The sequence below is a fragment of the Borreliella bavariensis PBi genome (genome assembly GCF_000196215.1).
GTDB classification, from domain to species: domain Bacteria; phylum Spirochaetota; class Spirochaetia; order Borreliales; family Borreliaceae; genus Borreliella; species Borreliella garinii.
The window spans coordinates 102804-120546 of record NC_006156.1 but is presented as its reverse complement, the minus strand read 5'-3'; the positions used below and the strand labels follow the sequence as shown (position 1 = coordinate 120546).

Below are 17743 nucleotides of genomic sequence, written 5' to 3'. Positions count from 1 at the left end.
TGATGTTTATTTTTAATATAGTGGACTTATTAATTAGATTGTTTTATTATATTTTTATAAAAGAGGGGATAATTTCCGCTATGTGTTGTCATAGTGAGTAAGAGAGAAGGATAATAGGAGGTTGATTTGGCAATTATTACGATGAAGAGCTTGTTGGAGGCTGGAGTTCATTTTGGGCATCAGGTAAAAAGGCTTGATCCTAGAATGAAAAGATTTATTTTTTCTGAGAGAAATGAAATACATATTTTAGATCTTCAAAAGACTTTGCAGGGAATTAAAGATTCTTATGAACTTGTTCAAAGGGTTATAAAAGATGGCAAAAAGGTTCTTTTTGTTGGAACCAAAAAGCAAGCTAGTGAGATAATCGAACAAGAAGCAAGAAGAAGTGATATGCCATATGTTAACAATAGATGGCTTGGGGGGATGCTTTCTAATTTCAATACAATTAGAAAATCTGTTCAAAAATTAAAAAAACTAGAAAAGATGGAAGTTGATGGAACTTTTGACATGATAAGCAAGAAAGAGATTTCACAACTTAATCGTGAAAAATTTAAATTAGCTAAAAATTTAACAGGCATCAAAGATATGGAAACGCTTCCTGGCGCTATTTTTATCATTGATCCTAAGCGAGAGCAAATAGCTATTAATGAAGCTAGAAAATTAAAAATTCCCATTATTTCTGTGGTTGATACAAATTGTAATCCAGATGTTATTGATTGTCCAATTCCTGGGAATGATGATGCGATTCGTTCTGTTGCTTTGTTTACTAAAATAATATCTGATGCGATTTTAGAAAGCGATAAAGAGGTTGGTATTCAAATAATTGAAAATTTGAATGAAGAAGATTTGATGAAAGAAATTGAAATTAAAAATGATAAAAGTGATTCTATTGAAGAAGGGAGGAGTAATTTATGAGCATTATTAGTCCTCAAGATGTAAAAAGGCTTAGAGAAGAAACCAATGCTGGTTTTGGAGATTGTAAAAAAGCTTTGTCTGCTGCTAGTGGAGACTTTGAATTAGCTAAAAAAAAGCTTAGAGAAATGGGAATTGCATCTGCTGAGAAAAGACTTGACCGAGATGCAAAAGAAGGTAGAGTATTCTCATATTCAAACAATATTCATGCCGGACTTTTGCTTGTTTCTTGTGAAACAGACTTTGTTGCCTTAAATCATAATTTTGTTAATTTGGGAAATTCTTTAATTAAGGAATTAGTAGAGAGTGGAAGAAGTTTTCCAACTGCTTCTCAAGAGTTAGAGCTTAAAAATTTAGCAGCTACGATAAAAGAAAATATTCAGGTTAAAAAAATTTTTATTACCGAAATTCAATCTAATGAATTTGTAAAAATTTATTTGCATGGTGAACAATCTAAGATAGGTGTTTTGGTTAAATTAAAGGTAGATGACTTTTCTAAAACTGAAGATAAAATGTTTCAAAATTTTGCTATGGATTTAGCTTTACATGTGGCTGCGTTTGCTCCTATTTATTTAGGAAATGACGATGTTTGTCCAAATTATATTAAAGAGCAAGAAGAGATATTTGCCAAACAATTAGAATTTAGTGGTAAGTCAGAAAGCATACTAAAAGGTATAGTTGCAGGGAAAATAAAAAAACATCTTGCTGAAATTTCTCTTCTTGAACAAAGTTTTGTAAAAAATGATAAAGTCACTGTTAGGGAAATGTTGGAAGAGATTTCCAAAGCAATTTCAAGCAAGATAGAAATAGTTGAGTTTAAGTATTTAAGAATAGGGTAGATAATGTACTGCTTTTTATCAGCAAGGAGGAGTTTATATGGAAGATTATAAGGCTTTTCTAGATGAAAAGATGAGCAAGGTTCTTTTATCGCTTGATAATGAATATAAAACATTAAGAACAGGTAGGATTAGTAGTAATGTTTTTGATAAAATTTTTATTCAATACCATGGTCAAAAAACGCCCATAACTCAAGTCTCAAGCATCAGAATTCCTGAAGCAAGGCTTGTTGTTATTCAACCTTGGGATAAAACCATTTTGAATAAGATAGAACAAGCCATACTTAATTCTGATCTTTCTATGAACCCTTCAAGTGATGGTTCTGTTATTAGAATTAAGGTTCCAGCCTTAACCAGTGAAAGGCGGCAAGATATTGTAAAGCATGCTAAAAAAATAGCGGAGGAACATAAAGTTTCAACTAGAAATATACGACAGGATTTAAACAATAAGGTTAAAAAGCAAGAAAAAGAATCGGAAATCACAGAGGACAGTTTAAAAAGAATTTTAGATGATATTCAGAAATCTATAGATATTTATATTAAAAGGATAGATACGATTTTAGAATCTAAAATTCAAGAAATAATGGAAGTTTAAAATCATGAATAAAAGGTCTCTTCCAAGTCATGTTGGAATCATCATGGATGGCAATAGAAGGTGGGCTTTAGGCAAAGGATTATCTTCTTTGGAAGGTTATGAAGAGGGGCTTAAAAGAGCAAAAGAAATAGTTAAGCATTCTTTAAAGGTAGGTATCAAATATTTATCTTTTTATGTATTCTCTACTGAAAATTGGAAAAGAGATGATTGTGAGATAGAAAAGTTAATGTTTTTAATTACCCACTATTTGAGGGCCGAATTTAATTTTTACAAAAAAAATGGAATAAAAATAATAGTTTCAGGAGATGTTGAGTCTTTAGGTGAAGAAGTAAGAAGTTCAATAAAAGATTCTGTTAGCTTTTCTAAAAATTTTAACAATCTTGTTTTAAATTTAGCAATCAATTATGGGGGCCGCAATGAAATACTTAGAGCTGTTAAAAAATTTGTTTCAAGTAATTTTGATTTAGAGTCTTTAAATGAGAATGCTTTTTCCAATTTTTTAGATAATCCAGAGCTGCCCGATATTGATCTTTTAATACGTACGGGCGGGAATATTAGAATAAGCAATTTTTTCTTATGGAGGATTGCTTATTCCGAATTAATTTTTTCAAATGTTTTGTGGCCCGAATATTATGACAATAGGTACAGTAAGGATTTGGAATGTTTTCAACTTAGAGGGAGAAATTTTGGGAGATGATTTGTTGAGTAAGGGTAAGAGATTCGCTTTTTTTGCAAGATTGGGAACATTTCTATTTTTTGTTCCTTTGATTTTATTTTTAATATTTTTAGATTTTAAAAATTATTTATTTCTTAATATTTTAATTTTTATATTTAGTGGTTTTGCGGCAAAAGAAGTCAACGATTTATTAAAATTTAAATCGTCAGGACTTTCAGGTATATTATCTTTTTTTTTAGGATTTGTTCCTCCAATTTTAACATATATTCACTTCAATGTTTTTTATTTAGGCATGAATGTGGTATATTACTTGGTTATAGCGTTAGTGTTTAGTAATTGGATTGTTAATTTAGTGTTTATTAAAGAACATGAGATTGGAAACTTTTTATCTCAGGCAACGTCAATACTTTTTATACTTATATATCCTGGGGTATTAATGTCTTTTATAGTTTCTATTACAACTTTGCCTAAGGCTCCATTTTTAATGTTAATACTTTTTGCGATGGTAAGCGGAAACGATACTTTTGCATATCTTTTTGGCTATTTTTTTGGGAAAAATAGCTATCGTCCTACTATTATTAGTCCAAATAAGACATTAATGGGTTTTTTTGGGGGTATTTTATTTTCTGTGCTTACTGCTATATTTGCGGTAATTTTTAAATTAATAAGTTTAAGTTATGGGGAATCTATTATTTTTGGCATTTTGATTGGAGTTTTTACTATTATTGGAGATTTGTTTGAATCTGGATTAAAGCGAAGTGCTGGAGTAAAAGATTCTGGGAAAATCATTCCTGGTAGAGGTGGGGCTCTTGATTCGATTGATTCTTTTCTTTTGACAGGCCCGATATTTTATTTATACTTATCTTAGTGATTTTTGGAGGGAATTTTTATGTATATTCTTTTTAGTGTACTGGCTCTTAGTTTTATAATATTTATTCATGAGTTAGGGCACTTTTTATTTGCTAAACTTTTTAAAGTTAAGGTTGAAGTTTTTTCTGTGGGTATAGGTCCTAGCATATTAAAGTTTAAAATTAATAATACTGAGTATAGACTTTCTCCAATCCTTCTAGGAGGATATTGCAAGCTTAAAGGATTTGATCACTTGGAAAAGGAGCTTAAGGCAAACAAGGAATTAGAAGCAGATAAAGATTCTTTGTTTGGAATTTCGCATTTTAAAAAAATTTTAATATATTTTGCAGGTCCTTTATTTAATTTGATTTTTTCATTTATTGTTTTCATTTTTATAAGCATGATGGGTGTTATATATTTTGATTATTCTTCAAAGATTAGTATTTTAAATAAAAATTCTTTTTTAAAAGATAAATTTAGAGATGGCGATATTATATTAAAAGTTAATAATAAAAAAATTGAATATTTTTCTGATTTGAGAAATAGTATTCCAGAGGGAAAATCTACAGCTACATTTGATGTTTTAAGGGGAAAAGAAAATATTACTTTTGAAGAGACTGTTAGTTCGAAAGATTTTTTAAAAGAAATTGGTCCTTGGGTTGATCTTGTGATAGCAGATGTAGTTTTAAATTCGCCTGCTAAGATTGCGGGAATGAAATCGGGCGACAAAATAATTAGCGTTGATAATATTCTTTTGAAAAATAAAAGAGATTTAGATGATTTGCTTAAGAATTTAAATTCAGATGTTGTAGAGATTGAGTTTGCTAGGAATGGAGAAATTTTTTCTTCAAAATTGCTATTTCAGGATAAAAATAAAATGATTGGCATATATTTTTCACCGCCTTTAAAAAGGATAATTAAAGAAGATAATGTTTTAAACGCCGTTAAAAATTCTTTTTTTAAAGTTGTAAATGCTTTGCAAGACATTTTATATTCAATTTTTTTATTGATAACAAATTTTTTAAATACTTCTAAGAGTGTATCAGGCCCTGTTGGAATTGTAGGCATTCTCTCTTCATCCTATTCTTTGGGACTATTGTATTGGATTAATAGTATTTCTGTTTTGAGCTTAATTCTTGCTGGTATGAATCTGTTTTTTATTGTAATACCTGTTTTTGACGGGGGACAAATTTTTATAAGCTTTATTGAACTTTTACGTGGAAAAAGATTTAAGGCCAAAACCATTTATTCTTTTTATAGCTTTGGTATTTTTTTAGCGCTTTTTCTTTTTGGCTTAGGCCTTTTTAACGATTTAAAGGGGGTTTTACATATATTAAATTAAAAATTAGAAATGTATTTTAACATAAGCCAAAAATGAGATGCTGATGCGATTATTATTAATATATGAAATACATCGTGCATTTTCATGTTAATTATTGGATTAAATTTTTTACTTAATATGTATACTATTCCGCCTATTGTATATACGATTCCACCAAAAACTAGCCAAAAAAATCCTTTTCCGCTAAGGGCCTTGTAAATGGGCTTGATTTTAAAAAGGATGAGCCATCCCATGATTATAAATATAAATCCATTAAACCATCCGGGGCTATTTGTAAATATTGCTTTGAAAATAACTCCGATTATAGCTAGACTCCACACTATACATAAGATTATTAGTCCTGATTCGTTTGGTACAAGGATTGCACATGCAGGAGTATATGTTCCTGCTATTAGAATAAATATTGAAATATGATCAAATTTTCTAAATATTTTTTTTATCTTACTTCCTTTTGGAAATATGTGGTAAAGAGTGCTCATTGAATATAATAGCGTCATTGAAAATCCGTAAATAAAGAATACAAGTATATGTAAATCTTTTTTTTTAAGAGCAGATATTGTAATAAGAATTGTTGTTCCAATTATAGACAAAATAATTCCAAAAAGATGCGATATAGAACTAAAAAGTTCATTCTTTGGTATTTTGCTTGTATTAATATTACCTAATAAGTACTTTTTAAGTTTGTTTTCTGTAAGCACAAATTTGCCTCCGTTTGATCATTTATTTATAAAAAATATATAATACATTACTTTAATTGTTAGTTTTTCTCAAGATTAAATTAATCTTATTTGATTTATCCAATCTTATTATTTAGATTGTTTCATGAGTAAAGTTTTTTTTTGTAAAAAAAGCTTTATAATAAATAGTGTTTACTGAAATTAGCATTGGAGAGGCTTAGCATGATTAATTTTATTAAAATAATTAACTTTTCAAGTTTGCAAAAATTTTCTAAAGCACTACGGGTGCCTATTTCTATTCTACCAGTTTCATGTTTATTGATTGGCATTGGATCTGTATTTTCAAATCCTTCTAATATTGTTTATGTTGATAAATTCTTTTTTCAAGATGTTTTAGGTTTAATGAAGGCTATAGGTAATGCTATTCTTCTCAATATGCCTTTGATTTTTTCTGTTGGGATTTCTATTGGAGTTGCAAGAATTGGGCAAGGAACAGCTGCTTTAGGGGGTCTTGTTGGTTATTTGACATTTAATATTACTGGAAATTATTTTATTGAGACTTTTTCAGGACTTGTTGAAGCAGAAGCGATGTCTTCTGTGGGGCGTATAAATTTTCTCGGTGTTCAAACTTTAAATACGGGAATTGCAGGTTCTTTGGCGGTAGGGCTTTTGGTTGGTTATTTGCATAACAAATTTTATAATATGAAGCTGCCAAAGGCTTTTGTTTTTTTTTCAGAGTGCCATTTTGCGCCCATAGTAATAGTTTTGCCTTTTTGTGTTATTTTGGCTATATGTTTTTGTTTGATTTGGTCAAGTGTTGACAAGTTAATTGCATCTTTAGGTTTGTTTGTTTTTAGATTTGAACATTTTGGCAGTTTCCTTTATGGATTTTTAAATAGACTTTTATTGCCTTTGGGATTGCATTCTATTTTATCTTTTCCTTTTGAGTTTACTTCTTTAGGTGGAGTGGAGACAATTAATGGCAATACCTTTAGAGGTATTAAGAATATATTTCATGCGCAGTTATTAGACCCATCGCTTGCTAAATTTTCACCAGGCCTTGCTAAGATTAGTAGCGGATTTTATCTCTCTATCATGTTCGGACTACCTGGAGCAGCATTAGGGGTTTACAAAGGAATTGTTCATGAAGATAAAAGTAAGGTTGCAGCGCTTCTTTTTTCCGGCGCTTTGACGGCTTTTTTGACAGGAATAACCGAACCTTTAGAATTTTTATTTATTTTCACGGCGCCTTTGCTTTATTTTGTTCATGCCATTTATTCTGGATTTGCATTATTGTTTGCTAATTTTTTTGATGTTAGGATTGGCAATACCTTTTCTACTGGATTTTTGGATTTTTTTATGTTTGGAATACTTCAAGGAAATTCTAGAACAAATTGGATTAGTATAGTACCTTTAGGAGTAATCTTTTTTGCTCTTTATTATTTTACTTTTAGTTGGCTTTATAGATATTTTGATTTTCAGATATTTGTTGCAGACGATCCATTTTTCGAAGGTCAAGAAGGCAAGCTAGAGAGTCTTGGTATTGCTCATCTTTTAATTCAAGGTCTTGGTGGATTTGATAATATTAAAAAGATTGATGTTTGTTCTACAAGATTGCATGTAGATGTTGTTAATACTGAGCTTATTGATAATGATTTGCTAAAAGAGGCTGGAGTTCTTAAGATAGGGCTTGTTAATGGCAAAGTGCAACTTTTTTATGGATCTAATTCATATTATATTAAAAAGGCTATTGATACCTATTCTCCAAAAAGTCTTTTTGAAGCTAGTGTTATGGTTGCAGTTGATAATGTAAAAAAAGGCCTTAAGACTTATATTGAAATGAAAGAAGATAAAAAACTTGAAAAGCAGGGCAAATCGGGAAAAACTTATAAGCTTAGCGAATTAGAAGAAGATTAAGAGTTTAGATTATGTTTTAGTTGCCTTCTTCTATTTTATAAATAAAGTTTTTATTGTTGAAAAAAATTAATCTCTTTTATATACTAACTAAGTAGCCTTTGTTGCATATTTTGCAATGCGATAGACCATAAGGAGTTTTAGTAATGATTAAAAGATATGAGGCATGTTTTTTGTTTAAAAGTGAAGAAATTGAGTATAAATGTTCTTTAGAAGAGGTTAGAAAATCTTTAGAATTTTTTGGCGCAATTGATATTGTTAGCAATTTTATTGGAGAGAGAGCCTTAGAATATCCTATCAAAAAGCAAGCTAGGGGTCGTTATGAAATAATAGAATTTAGCATGGAAGGTAATAATTTAAAAGAACTTGAATCAAGGCTTAAGCTAATTAAAAACTTGCTTAGGTATATGATTTTGGTCAAAATAGTTAGAAAGATCAATACTAAAAAAATTAAGAGAAGAAATTTTAGGGAATTTAGAGACAATGTTGACAAAGAAAGTTTTAAAGGTGGCTCTAAAATCGAAACGCCAACAGGTTCTGAAAGCACAGATATTCAGGAAAAATAAGAGGGTTTTTAATGGCTGATATTAATTCATTAGTATTGTCTGGCAGGCTTACAAGAGATTCTGAGCTTTCTTATACAGAAAGTGGCATGGCTATTCTCAGGTTTTCTTTAGCTAATAATAGAAGAATGAAGAAAAATGACGAATGGATTGATTATCCACAATATTTTGATTGTGTTATTTTTTCAAAAAGAGCTGAAAGTCTTAATGAGTATTTGAAAAAGGGTAAACAAGTTGTGGTAAGTGGGTCTCTTAAATATGAAAGCTGGCAAGATAAGAATACTGGTGACAAGAGGAGTAAGATTAATATATTTGTAGATAATTTGCAAATGTTTAGTTCAGGCTCTAATGCTTTTCAAATGCAAGATTCAGATGTTAATAATTTGGCAAGTCATAAAAGAGAAGATGCAATTAAGAATATTGATATTGTTGATGATAAATTTAATGAAGATATACCTTTTTAATGGAGTTTAAGTTTATGTATAAAGATAGAGATGTAAATCAAAGAGATTCAAGATTTGAAAATCAGCAGGATGGTTTTAAAAAAAATTCAAATTTCAGATTTTTTAAGAGAAAGTCATGTAAGTTTTGTGATTCTGGTAAACATCCTGATTATAAAGATTTTGATTTTCTTAAAAAGTTTATTACCGAGCAAGGTAAGATTTTACCCAAAAGAATTACTGGAACTTCTGCCAAGCATCAAAGGCGTTTGGCATTAGAAGTTAAACGGGCAAGATATATGGCTTTGTTGCCTTTTGTAAAAAAATAGTTATTTAGGGGTAATTATGAAAGTGATTTTAAAGGAAGATTTTACTAATCTAGGAAGAGAAGGAGATACCGTAGAGGTAAAGGACGGATTTGCAAGAAATTATTTGCTACCGAAAGGTTTTGCAGTTTTTTCAAATAAACATAATGTTGAGATTTTTAATCAAAAAAAAAGATCAATATTAAAAAAGCAAGAAACAAAAAAACAAATTGCCAACGATCTTAAATCTAAGCTTGATCTTGTTAAATTAGAATTTTTTATGAAATCCAATGATTCTGGCAAATTGTTTCATAGCATTAACAGCTTGAATATTGCCGAGGAACTTTTAAAACTTGGTTTTGATATAGAGAGAAAAAAGATAGATATACATCATGGAACTTTAAAGGCTTTTGGAACTTATGATGTGACAGTTAAACTTTATGAAGGCATTAGCGCTATTATTAAAGTAGAGATCAAAAAAGAAAAAAAACAAGAGGATAAAAAGTCTTTGAATAAAAAGTTAAATAAGGTAGATGAGTAAGTTGAAAGAGATGGGGTGTAGTTTGTGGCTTTAGCAGCTTTTTCAAATTCTGCGCTTCTTTTTAATGATGGTGCAGAAAAAGCGGTAATTTCTAGTATATTTTATAATTCAGATAAGTTAGAGCAAATTGCTTTTCATGTAAGAGCTGATGATTTTTATAATGAAACTCATAAGTTGATTTTTAAAGCAATGGTTTCTCTTTATGAAAAAAGGGAAAATATTGATCCTATTACCGTTTTTGAAGAAGTATCTAAACATGTTTCAAAAACACAGCTTTTGATTAAAAAAGATTTAATCAATTTGCCAGATTATTTAGATTCACTTTCAGTTTATTTACCAACAGATAGAACTATAAATGTTTATGCAAAAATTGTAAAAGAACAGAGTGTTCGTAGAAGCATTTTAAATGTTTCTAAGGAACTTAACGACTATATAAATGACTCTACAAAAACTATTAATGAGATTGTTGAAGAATCTCAACAAAAAATTCTTTCAATTGAGTTGGATTATTCTAGCAAAAACCTCTATCATGCTAAAATTATTGCAGAACGTGTTCATAATGAAATATATGAACGCAGTATGAAGAAAAAGGAGGCAAATTTTGGCATTCCAAGTGGTTTTAGAAAGGTCGATTCTCTTATTGGAGGGTTTAGAAATAGCGATTTTATTATAGTTGGTGCTCGTCCTAGTATTGGTAAAACGGCATTTGCTTTAAATATTGCGTCTGCTATAGCATTAAGAAAGGAAGGAAAGAAAAAAGTAGGATTTTTTTCTCTTGAAATGACAGCGGATGCTTTAATAAAAAGAATAATATCGTCTCAATCTTGTATTGATAGCTTTAAAGTTCAAAATAGTATTTTATCTGGACAGGAGATAAAATCATTAAATGATATTGTAAATGAAATTAGTGATTCTGAACTTTATATTGAAGATACTCCTAATATTAGTTTACTAACATTAGCAACTCAAGCTAGAAAGCTTAAGCGATTTTATGGTATAGATATAATATTTGTTGATTATATTAGTCTAATTTCTTTTGAAACAAAAAACCTTCCAAGGCATGAACAAGTTGCTTCGATTAGCAAATCTCTTAAAGAGCTTGCTAGAGAGCTTGAAATTCCTATTATTGCATTATCTCAGCTTACAAGAGATACAGAAGGGCGTGAACCCAATCTTGCTAGTCTAAGGGAATCTGGAGCATTAGAGCAAGATGCTGATATTGTAATTTTACTTCATAGAGATAAGGATTTTAAATTTGAGTCTTCTGATGAGATAGAGCCAATAGAAACCAAGGTTATTGTAGCAAAACATAGAAATGGCCCTACAGGTAGGGCAGATATATTATTTTTACCGCACATTACTAAGTTTGTTAACAAAGACCATCAGTATTAATTTAATGTTGTTATTTAACGACTACTCCAATTCCTAAATAATTAAAGTTAATAGAATGTTTTTCTAATTTTTTTTCATCTAGATTATAAGCTAAAGGAACATAGCTTACTTTTGAATATATTTTGAAAATATAGTCAGTGTTGTGGTATTTAAACATTTTGAACAAAAATCCTAATTCATTTTCAATTCCAGCTTGAATAACGTTTTTTATTCTTATTGGTCTAAAGATACTTTTAATATCTTTATTATTTTGATTATAGGCTAAAAATAATCCTGAAATGATGTAAGGATTAAATGTTTTTTGCGGTAAAAATTCATACATAATACCCGATGATAATTGATTTGTAAAGCTATTATTTTCATTATAATTAGTGTAATAATTTGTTGATATTGAAAAGTAATGGTTAATGTTTTCATTTATTTTATAAAATATTGAATTTCTTATTTTAAATGGGATCATAATATCAAATCCAAAGTAAAAATTATTACTCATAATATTAAATTCATTTTTCGATTCTGATATTTTTGTATGTTCTTCAGGTGCAATAATTATTCCAAATCCCCCAACGCTTAAGAAATTTTCTTTGGTTGAAAAATTTTTAATGTTTAAATCATTTCTTATGAAAAAATTTTTAGAGTAAAATTGATAATTTATTCCAATTCCCGTTTCTGCTTCTTGTATTTTTGAATATGTTTTAAGGTTTTTAATTTGATTTTGAATTTGAGTGTAAAGTTTTATATCAAATCCAATATTTTCATTTTTTAAGGTAATTCCAATGCTGTTTTTGATAAAATAATCTGCAAAATAAGACAAATCTATATAATTTTCTAAATTGAAAAAATTCATGTAAGAGTAATTTAGGGCAAAGCTTAAAAATCCTCTGTAATTGTAGCCATCGTAGCTTCTTATACTTGGAATTGGGCGATGTTGATTTAAAATGATGTGAATTATACTTTGCATTAAGTGTCCCCCCCAGTCTCCAAATAATAAGTTTTTAATTCCAATCCCCAAGTCTATTTCTCCAAAATTTTTACCATTAATTAGCAATAAGATTGGAAAGTAATACATGAAACCTATTTCAATTAAGTCTGTTCTACTAATTAAAGATTTTGGATAATCTTTATAGCCTCTAAAAGTTAACATGTGTGCTTCTAAATTTATTATAAAATTGTATTTTGAAGCATAGGTGAAAATCAGAGAACCACTTCTTAAATCATCAAAAAAATTGCTTAATGAAAATCCAAATCCATCATTTAATATTTCAAAATAATATTTGTCAATACCTTCATTTTTGAATTGGATTGCATAATTATAAGAATAAGCTTTTAAAGTAGAAATTATAAATATTATTAAAAGTATTTTTTTAAAGTGCATTTCAAAATTATAGCATTTTAGCTTATTTATTAAATAATTCAGGTTAAGTAGTTTATTTTTTATTTAATAAACTTAGTTTTTATAGTTAGCTATTGTATTGTATAATTCAATGGAGTTCAATAAGACTTTAGGAGTAGTTTTGATGAAAAAGGTAGCTATTATTGATGGACTTAGAATGCCCAATACCAAGTTTGGAGGTTCTTTTAAGGGCTTGGATATTATTGATGAATCTTCAAAAGTTGTTAAAGCTTTACTTAAAAGAAATAATTTATGCGAAGTGGATGAGGTCATTGTTGGGAATGTAATATCTTCAGGACTTGGCCAAAATATTGCAAGGCAAATTGCTTTAAAGTCTAGTTTGGGCGATAATGTGCCTGCATTTAGCGTCAATAAAGTTTGTGGCTCTGGTCTTAAAGCTTTGGAGCTTGCATTTAATTCTATTGTTCTTGGAAACAATGATATTGTTTTAGCTGGAGGGATGGAAGATCTAACCAATTCTCCTTATTTATTGCCCAGAAAGGTTAGATTTGACGGTCTTAAATTTGGTAATTTTGGAATTGAAGATTCAATTCAAAAAGATGCCTTAATAGATTCTCTAAATTTTATTTCTATGGGACTTACGGCGGAAAATCTTTCAGAAAAATATAAAATAACAAGAGAGATGCAAGATGAATTTGCATATAATTCTCATGTAAAGGCATTAAAGGCAAGAGAACTTGGATATTTTGAAGATGAAATTCATCCTTTGACTATTCTTGATAAGAAGACTAATTCTAGTAGGATTGTCTCAAGTGATGAGGAAATAAGAGATAATTTAACTCTAAATAAGCTAGCATCTCTTAATCCTGTTTTTAAAGAATCAGGCACAGTAACTGCCGGAAATTCTTCTAGTTTAAATGATGGGGCTTGTTTTTTAATTTTAGCAAGTGAGGAAAGAGTAAAAAGCTTAGGGGTAATGCCATTGGCTTATATTGGGGGGTTTGAAAGCGTAGGGCTTAGTCCGCTTTATATGGGTTTTGGAGCTTATATGGCCATTGAAGGCATTATTAGTAAATTAAGTTTAAACCCTAGCGAAATAGACTTGATTGAGGTGAATGAAGCATTTGCAGCTCAAGCATTAAGCATTGAAAAGGCCTTGTTTAAAAAATACAATATAGCTAGCGATATTATCAATGTAAATGGTGGTGCTATTGCTTTGGGGCATCCATTTGCGGTTAGTGGTTCAAGAATTTTATTAACACTTGCTCGTTCTATGAAAATGAAGAATAAAACAAAAGGAATAGCATCTGTTTGTGTTGGCGGTGGACAAGGAATTTCTAGTTTTTTGTATAGATGAAAATGTTTTATTAACTAGATTTAAATGTAAAATTTTGTTAAATTAGTGGGTAAGTGATTCTTTAATAAGAGGTTATTTTATGAAGAGTTTTTTATTTTTGGTAATATTGGGAATTATGGGGATTAACTCTTTTGCTCAAAATACTCCTGTTGCTATTATTAATTTATATAAAAATGAAATTATTACTAAAACTGGTTTTGATTCTAAGGTTGATATATTTAAAAAGACCCAAGGCCGAGACTTAACTGCTGCTGAGAAAAAGCAAGTTTTGCAAGTTTTAATAGCAGATGTTCTTTTTAGCCAAGAGGCTTCAAAGCAGGGAATTAAAATTTCAGATGATGAGGTTATGCAAACAATTAGAACTCAATTTGGACTTGTAAATCTTACTGATGAGCAAATTAAGCAAATGATAGAAAAACAAGGGACAAATTGGGGTGAGCTTTTGGCTTCAATGAAAAGATCTTTATCTTCTCAAAAACTTGTTTTAAAGCAATCTCAGCCCAGATTTTCTGAAGTTAAAACTCCTAGTGAGAAAGAAATTGTTGAGTATTATGAGGCTAATAAAACTAAATTTGTAAATCCCGATATTTCAAGAGTTAGTCATGTATTTTTTTCTACTAAGGATAAAAAAAGATCAGATGTTTTAGATCAAGCTAAAAATATTTTAAGCCAAATAAGATCAAAAAAAATTACTTTTGAAGAGGCTGTAAGAAAATATTCAAATGATGAGTCTTCTAAAGCTAAAAATGGCGATCTTGGTTTTTTGTCAAGGGGTGATCAAAATGCTCAAAATCTTCTTGGAGCTGATTTTATTAAAGAGGTTTTTAATTTCAATAAGGGTGATATATCTTCGCCTATTGCTTCAAAGGAAGGATTTCATATTATCAAAGTTACAGAAAAATATGCTCAGAGATTTTTAGGCTTGAATGACAAAGTATCGCCTACTACAGATTTGATTGTCAAAGATGCAATAAGAAATAACATGATTAATATTCAGCAACAGCAAATTGTCGTTGAAGTGCAGCAAGATGTGTATAGTAAGCTTAACAAGTCTGCAAATATACAAATCTTGGATTCTAGTCTAAAATAAAATATATTTTTATTTGTATAATTTTGTTATGGATTTAATGCATGAAGTTAGAGTTTTAGCTTTTCAAAAGATTTATAGTATTGATATTAATCAAAGCGCAATGGACGATATTTTTGATATTTTTAGTATTGAGGATAAAGGATTAGATATAGAAAATGAATCTATTAAGTCGTTTTATTCTTCTTTGGTAAATGGCACTTTTAATAATTTAGAGTATATTGATAGCTTGATTAAGGATATTTCTTGGAATTGGTCTTTAGATCGAATGGATAAGGTTGATCTTGCAATACTTAGAATGGGCGTCTATTCTTTGAAGTTCCAAAATTTTGAAAATTCAAAGCGTGCTTTAATTGATGAGGCAATTTTGATTGCCAAGAAATATGGCAGTAAAAACTCTGACAAATTTATAAATGGTATACTTGATGCTTTATTGAAAAATATGGAGAATTGTATTGAAAAAAAATAAAACTTTAGTGTTCATTTTATTATTTTTATTATCGGTTTTTTTAGGTGGTTTTTATTTCTATTTCAATCCCAATATTTTATATTTTTTGAGAGGCGAGAAAGATTTTAGCAAGCTTATTATAGGAATTGATTTTTATATCGATAAAAAAAAATTTGCTGATGCTAAAAAAGCAATACGATTTTCATCATATTATGCTAATACTGAATTTAAATGGCTATCTCTTATTAAAAGAGCTAAGGTTTGGGCTTTAAATACGGGTGACTATCATCTGATGGTGGATGTAACAAATCTTAGCGTTAAAGTTTTGCCGGGTAATTTAAAACTAAGAGCTTTAGAAGTTTATTCTAAGCTTAAAATTGGGCTTTTAAAAGACGCTTATAAGATTGCAAATCAATATCTTTTAAATAATGAAGAGTATCGGGGTCTTTATGATGAAGTTTTTATTAAAAATTTAAGTGCGGATAATAAGGTTTTAGATTTTAACAAATTTATTGATAAAATATATAGGGAAAAGGATGCCCGTGTTTTTGAAGAGATAGGTTTAAATCTTAAAAATAATGCATTTTTAGTAAATGCAATGCTTTTATATATAGAGAAAAAAAACATGGATGCTGCTAAGCGTATACTTTTTAAAATTAAAGAAGACAAAAACTTTTTCAAAGAGCTTGCATATATTTCATACAATCTTAATGATTTAGATTTTACAATTTCCAATCTTAAGTTCTTTAAAAATGAAGATGATCCCACTTTGCTTTTTTTGCTTGCTGATGCTTATTTTAAAAAAGGAGATATTAATAATGCTAAAAATGAATATTTAAAGCTTTATACAAAATTTCCTGATTATAATGTTCTTGTTTATTTAAATCTTGCACTTATAGCTAATAATGAGAATGATTTTAAAAAAGCAATTTCTTATTTAAATAAGGCTAATGAGCTGTTTAAAGATAATAAGATAATAAGTTATTATTTAGCAAACATATACTTTAGAATTAAAAATTATTTTAAAGCTAATGAAATTATAGCTAATTACAAGGAAGATCCTTTATTTTTTAAAATTTATTTTGCGTTAAATTATGCAAATTCTGAGTATGAGGCAAAAAAATCTTATTTATGGCGACTATTTTATAAAACAGAGTACAATTCTAGGATTGCTCAATTTTTGGCTTGGAATTTGTTGCTTTATTCAGATTTAAAAGACTTGGATTTATTTTTTAAAATTTATAATTTTTCTGAAAATAAACAAGATTGGTATGATTTTTATAAATTTTATTATTATTTCCTTAAAAGAAATTTTACTAGTTCAAAGAGAGTAATTTTTGACAATAAATCCCAAAAATATATGTTTGGAGTTTATTATAATCTTGGAGTTTTGAGCTTTTCTGAGAAAGATTATAAAGAAGCAGAAAGATATTTTAATAAAGGAGTATCTTTATTGCCTAGTAGTTTTTATGATAAAGATGCTAGCACCCATTATGAGTGTGAGCTTGTATCAAAAATCTACTTAAAACAAGGAATTAATTATCTTTATTTGGGGAAAATGGAAAAAGGCAAAGAGTCTATTTTAACTTCTTATTCTTTCTGCAAAACTGATCAAGGAAGGCTTTATAAAAATATGATAGATACACTTAGAGAAAGGAAGTTGAATTTTGACTAGACTAAGATTGAAATCTAAAGATGAGATTAAAAAAATAAAAGCTTCAGCACGCTTGTTAGCGCTTACTTTGTTAGAAGTCGAAAGAAATATTGTTCCTGGTATTAGCACTAAGGAGCTTGATTTGATAGCCTATGATTTTATTATTAAAAATAGAGCTAAGCCAGCTTTTAAAGGATATCATGGGTTTAAGGGCACTATTTGTGCATCTGTTAATGAAGAGGTTATTCACGGTATCCCTGGGAAAAGAAAACTAGCTTCTGGGGATATTATTAGCATTGATTGTGGGGTCATTCTTGATGGGTTTTATAGCGATATGGCAAAAACTTTTAAAGTGGGAAGTGTGGACCCTAGTATTGATAAACTTTTAGAAGTTACAAATGCTTCTCTTTACAAAGGTATTGCTGAGATGAAAGTGGGAAATAGAATTTTAAATATATCAAAAGCAATAGAAGAGTATATAAAACCATTTGGTTTTGGAATAGTTAGAGAATATACGGGCCATGGTGTTGGATTTCAACTTCACGAAGAACCAAGTGTTCCAAATTATTATGCCCCTTTTTTTAAAAATATTAGAATTCAGGAAGGTATGGTTTTGGCTATTGAGCCTATGGTAAACTTAAAGGGGCATAAGGTTTCAATAAAAAGTGATGGTTGGACTGTTTTTGCATCTGATCTTAGTTATTCTGCACATTTTGAACACACTGTTGCTGTTGTTGATGGATTGCCTTTAATTTTAAGTGAAGTTTAAATTTTAAATTAATCTAATCAAATATTAAAATA

The 17743-nt window shown here is 29.0% G+C and carries 19 protein-coding genes; 17 read left to right on the top strand and 2 right to left on the bottom strand.

The genetic code is table 11. The annotated features are described in order from the left end of the window. The first annotated feature begins 126 nt into the window (after positions 1-126). From rpsB to rseP, 6 genes are read left to right on the top strand one after another with little or no spacing between them, the layout of a single operon-like run. The gene (gene rpsB / locus BG_RS00600) at positions 127-915 is read left to right on the top strand and encodes a 30S ribosomal protein S2 (protein ID WP_011193475.1); all 789 of its coding nucleotides are present in this window, start codon (positions 127-129) and stop codon (positions 913-915) included. Beyond that, positions 912-1751: a translation elongation factor Ts gene (gene tsf, locus BG_RS00595; protein WP_011193474.1), complete on the top strand. Its 840-nt coding sequence runs from the start codon at positions 912-914 to the stop codon at positions 1749-1751. Before rpsB ends, tsf begins: the two co-directional genes overlap by 4 nt. Positions 1752-1788: 37 nt before the next feature. Then, positions 1789-2343 carry a ribosome recycling factor gene (frr, locus tag BG_RS00590; protein ID WP_011193473.1) on the top strand — a complete coding sequence of 185 codons (555 nt, stop codon included), beginning with the start codon at positions 1789-1791 and terminating at the stop codon, positions 2341-2343. A gap of 4 nt (positions 2344-2347) precedes the next feature. Beyond that, entirely contained in the window at positions 2348-3040 is a 693-nt protein-coding gene (gene uppS / locus BG_RS00585) for a polyprenyl diphosphate synthase (RefSeq protein ID WP_011193472.1), read from the top strand. Then, complete coding sequence (locus BG_RS00580) at positions 3030-3887, top strand: phosphatidate cytidylyltransferase (protein ID WP_011193471.1); 858 nt, start codon at positions 3030-3032, stop codon at positions 3885-3887. The genes uppS and BG_RS00580 overlap by 11 nt, the downstream gene beginning before the upstream one ends. A gap of 21 nt (positions 3888-3908) precedes the next feature. Further along, entirely contained in the window at positions 3909-5210 is a 1302-nt protein-coding gene (rseP, locus tag BG_RS00575) for an RIP metalloprotease RseP (protein WP_011193470.1), read from the top strand. Here the strand turns inward: rseP and trhA are convergent. Continuing rightward, a complete protein-coding gene (trhA, locus tag BG_RS00570) occupies positions 5207-5908 on the bottom strand; it encodes a PAQR family membrane homeostasis protein TrhA (RefSeq protein WP_011193469.1) in 702 nt (233 codons plus the stop codon). The two genes, rseP and trhA, sit on opposite strands and share 4 nt — an antisense overlap. Positions 5909-6109: 201 nt before the next feature. Between trhA and BG_RS00565 the strand changes: the two genes are divergently transcribed. The 6 genes from BG_RS00565 to dnaB all read left to right on the top strand — a co-directional run bounded on the left by BG_RS00565 (position 6110) and on the right by dnaB (position 11042). Next, entirely contained in the window at positions 6110-7804 is a 1695-nt protein-coding gene (locus BG_RS00565; protein ID WP_011193468.1) for a PTS transporter subunit EIIC, read from the top strand. Between the two features lie 143 nt (positions 7805-7947). Beyond that, positions 7948-8367 carry a 30S ribosomal protein S6 gene (gene rpsF, locus BG_RS00560; RefSeq protein WP_011193467.1) on the top strand — a complete coding sequence of 140 codons (420 nt, stop codon included), beginning with the start codon at positions 7948-7950 and terminating at the stop codon, positions 8365-8367. 11 nt (positions 8368-8378) lie between these two features. Then, entirely contained in the window at positions 8379-8828 is a 450-nt protein-coding gene (locus BG_RS00555) for a single-stranded DNA-binding protein (RefSeq protein WP_011193466.1), read from the top strand. A 14-nt stretch (positions 8829-8842) separates the two neighbouring features. Continuing rightward, entirely contained in the window at positions 8843-9133 is a 291-nt protein-coding gene (gene rpsR, locus BG_RS00550; protein WP_011193465.1) for a 30S ribosomal protein S18, read from the top strand. 16 nt (positions 9134-9149) lie between these two features. Next, positions 9150-9650: a 50S ribosomal protein L9 gene (rplI, locus tag BG_RS00545; RefSeq protein WP_011193464.1), complete on the top strand. Its 501-nt coding sequence runs from the start codon at positions 9150-9152 to the stop codon at positions 9648-9650. A 24-nt stretch (positions 9651-9674) separates the two neighbouring features. Then, a complete protein-coding gene (dnaB, locus tag BG_RS00540; RefSeq protein ID WP_011193463.1) occupies positions 9675-11042 on the top strand; it encodes a replicative DNA helicase in 1368 nt (455 codons plus the stop codon). Between the two features lie 10 nt (positions 11043-11052). Here dnaB and BG_RS00535 read toward each other — a convergent pair whose 3' ends face one another. Next, positions 11053-12417: a hypothetical protein gene (locus BG_RS00535; RefSeq protein WP_011193462.1), complete on the bottom strand. Its 1365-nt coding sequence runs from the start codon at positions 12415-12417 to the stop codon at positions 11053-11055. A gap of 142 nt (positions 12418-12559) precedes the next feature. Between BG_RS00535 and BG_RS00530 the strand changes: the two genes are divergently transcribed. From BG_RS00530 to map, 5 genes are all read left to right on the top strand, one after another. Next, the gene (locus tag BG_RS00530) at positions 12560-13753 is read left to right on the top strand and encodes an acetyl-CoA C-acyltransferase (protein WP_011193461.1); all 1194 of its coding nucleotides are present in this window, start codon (positions 12560-12562) and stop codon (positions 13751-13753) included. A 79-nt stretch (positions 13754-13832) separates the two neighbouring features. Further along, on the top strand, positions 13833-14843 hold the full coding sequence (locus tag BG_RS00525; RefSeq protein WP_011193460.1) for a peptidylprolyl isomerase: 1011 nt from the start codon (positions 13833-13835) through the stop codon (positions 14841-14843). 37 nt (positions 14844-14880) lie between these two features. Beyond that, positions 14881-15309: a transcription antitermination factor NusB gene (gene nusB, locus BG_RS00520; RefSeq protein WP_011193459.1), complete on the top strand. Its 429-nt coding sequence runs from the start codon at positions 14881-14883 to the stop codon at positions 15307-15309. Further along, a complete protein-coding gene (locus tag BG_RS00515; protein ID WP_011193458.1) occupies positions 15296-16963 on the top strand; it encodes a tetratricopeptide repeat protein in 1668 nt (555 codons plus the stop codon). The genes nusB and BG_RS00515 overlap by 14 nt, the downstream gene beginning before the upstream one ends. Continuing rightward, positions 16956-17711: a type I methionyl aminopeptidase gene (gene map / locus BG_RS00510; RefSeq protein ID WP_011193457.1), complete on the top strand. Its 756-nt coding sequence runs from the start codon at positions 16956-16958 to the stop codon at positions 17709-17711. Before BG_RS00515 ends, map begins: the two co-directional genes overlap by 8 nt. The last annotated feature ends 32 nt before the right edge of the window (positions 17712-17743 follow it).

Coding starts and splice junctions, on each gene's coding strand:
- tsf (WP_011193474.1), top strand. CDS start 912: ATGAGCATTATTAGTCCTCAAGATGTAAAAAGGCTTAGAGAAGAAACC.
- frr (WP_011193473.1), top strand. CDS start 1,789: ATGGAAGATTATAAGGCTTTTCTAGATGAAAAGATGAGCAAGGTTCTT.
- uppS (WP_011193472.1), top strand. CDS start 2,348: ATGAATAAAAGGTCTCTTCCAAGTCATGTTGGAATCATCATGGATGGC.
- rseP (WP_011193470.1), top strand. CDS start 3,909: ATGTATATTCTTTTTAGTGTACTGGCTCTTAGTTTTATAATATTTATT.
- BG_RS00565 (WP_011193468.1), top strand. CDS start 6,110: ATGATTAATTTTATTAAAATAATTAACTTTTCAAGTTTGCAAAAATTT.
- rpsF (WP_011193467.1), top strand. CDS start 7,948: ATGATTAAAAGATATGAGGCATGTTTTTTGTTTAAAAGTGAAGAAATT.
- BG_RS00555 (WP_011193466.1), top strand. CDS start 8,379: ATGGCTGATATTAATTCATTAGTATTGTCTGGCAGGCTTACAAGAGAT.
- rpsR (WP_011193465.1), top strand. CDS start 8,843: ATGTATAAAGATAGAGATGTAAATCAAAGAGATTCAAGATTTGAAAAT.
- rplI (WP_011193464.1), top strand. CDS start 9,150: ATGAAAGTGATTTTAAAGGAAGATTTTACTAATCTAGGAAGAGAAGGA.
- BG_RS00535 (WP_011193462.1), bottom strand. CDS start 12,417: ATGCACTTTAAAAAAATACTTTTAATAATATTTATAATTTCTACTTTA.
- BG_RS00530 (WP_011193461.1), top strand. CDS start 12,560: ATGAAAAAGGTAGCTATTATTGATGGACTTAGAATGCCCAATACCAAG.
- BG_RS00525 (WP_011193460.1), top strand. CDS start 13,833: ATGAAGAGTTTTTTATTTTTGGTAATATTGGGAATTATGGGGATTAAC.
- nusB (WP_011193459.1), top strand. CDS start 14,881: ATGCATGAAGTTAGAGTTTTAGCTTTTCAAAAGATTTATAGTATTGAT.